Origin of the sequence: Pseudomonas fluorescens (genome assembly GCF_003732425.1) — a bacterium.
GTDB lineage: Bacteria > Pseudomonadota > Gammaproteobacteria > Pseudomonadales > Pseudomonadaceae > Aquipseudomonas > Aquipseudomonas fluorescens_BE.
This window is the reverse complement of sequence record NZ_MOBX01000011.1, coordinates 1-1870: the sequence shown is the minus strand read 5'-3', so window position 1 is coordinate 1870 and position 1870 is coordinate 1. Positions and strand designations below refer to the sequence as shown.

The 1870-nt window shown below is 62.6% G+C and carries 1 protein-coding gene; it reads right to left on the bottom strand.

What is annotated here, in order from left to right:
- A partial coding sequence (locus BK670_RS10415; protein ID WP_148047017.1) for an RHS repeat-associated core domain-containing protein occupies window positions 1-1870 on the bottom strand: 1870 nt, incomplete at both ends.

Genomic DNA, 1870 nt, shown 5'->3' with positions numbered 1-1870 from the left:
TCAACCCCAACGGATCCACCCACCCCGTCGGATTCGGCACGTACTGGTACTGATTCAACCCACCGGCCAACTTGATCGGATCCGGCGTCAGATACCGCCCCAGTCGCGGGTCGTAATACCGATGGCGGTTGTAATGCAGGCCGCTTTCCCCGTCGAAGTACTGCCCCTGAAAACGCAGCGGCTGGTTCAGGTAGTCCTCGCCGGCCAGGGTCAGTGCGGCGACTTTGCCGTAGGCGTCGTATTGCGCGGACCAGACGATGTCGCCGCTGTAGTCGGTGAGTTCTTGCGGGGTGCCGAGGTGGTCGAGTTGGTAGTAGAACGGGCAGGCTTTTTGCGGGCCGTTGCCGTCGAGCAGCGCGAGCGGGCGGAAGGTGCCGGGTTCGTAGACGTAGCTGCGGTATTCGCTTTCGCTGCTTTCAGCGACGAGGTGATCGCCTTGCCAGAAGAATTCCGTGGTTTCGCCATTGACGGTTTTGCGGATGCGCCGGCCAAAGGCGTCGTATTGGTAAGACGCGGTCTGGCCATCCGGGCGGGTCAGGCCGATCAGGCGGTGCTGGCAGTCGTAGCGGTATTCGGTGACGAGTGTCTGCGCGCGGCCGCGACGTTCGCGGATCAGGTTGCCGAAGGCGTCGTAATCGTAATGGCGGTCGCCCTGCATCAGCAGGCGGTTGCCCTTGATCTGGCTCGGGCCGGGACGGTCCTGCATCAGCAGGTTGCCGGCCGGGTCGTGGGCGAAGCTTTCCGGCAGCTCGTCGCGTGAGTGGCTTACGCGGATCAGCCGATCGAGGGCGTCGTAGCCGTAGGTGCGCTGACCGTGACGGCTGTCGGCAATGTGCGCGAGATTGCCGTTGGCGCTGTAGGCATAATCGCGGCGGTACAACGCATCGCGCTGATGGCCTACGGCGTGGGCGAGTAAACGTCCTTGATCGTCGTAAGAGTATTCGCTGAGCAGCAAACCCTGCTGGCGCTGCAGTTCACGTCCGGACTGGTAGACGTGGCGGGTCAGCGGCGTGCCGTTGAGGTCGATGCCGCTCAGCGCGCCGCCCTTGGCGTGACGGTAGTCGAGCACGCTGTTGTCCGGCAGACGCATGCGCTTGAGCTGGCCGCAGGTGTCGTAGCTATACCGCAGGGTGCCCCAGCCCTGATGTTCGGTGATCAGCCGGTCCTGACGGTCGTACTCGAAGGCCAGCGGGTGTTGCTGGCCGTCATCGACCCCAACCAAACGACCGAGGCGGTCGTACTGATAGCTGACCTTGATCCCGTCGGGCAGGGTTTTGATCAGCAGGCGCCCGGCAGCATCGCGCTCATAAGCGGTGACCAAACAAGAACCGTCATCACCGAACTCGGTCTTTTCCAGCAGATGGCCGTTGAGGTCATAGGCGTACGCAGTACGACGGCCATCAAAACCGCTTTCCTGACGAATCAGCCCGGTCGGGGTGTAGTCCAGCCGATATTTTTCCCCGGATTCGTTTTCGATCTCGGTGAGCAATAACTGCGCATGGTCGTAGCGGTACTGCACCTGCGTGCCGTCAGGGTTGATCCGCCGCGAGACCAGGTGCAGGTCATCGTCATACTCATAACGGGTGATGCGCCCCAGTTCATCACGCTCGGCGGTGACTTGACCGTAGGCGCCGTAGCTGTAGGCGCGAGTGCTGCCGGTAGGAAACGTCGTCTGAATCAGTCGGCCGACGGCATCCCAATGTTGCCGAGTGACGGCACCGTGTTCGTCGGCGGTTGTGGTCCGTCGCCCCAGCGCGTCGTAGGAAAAACGCCGCACGCCACCGTCGGGCAGCGTTTCCTCGGTCAACTGGCCAAGGTTGCTCCAGACCAACCGATGCCGACTGCTGTCCGGGTAACGGATCGACAGCAA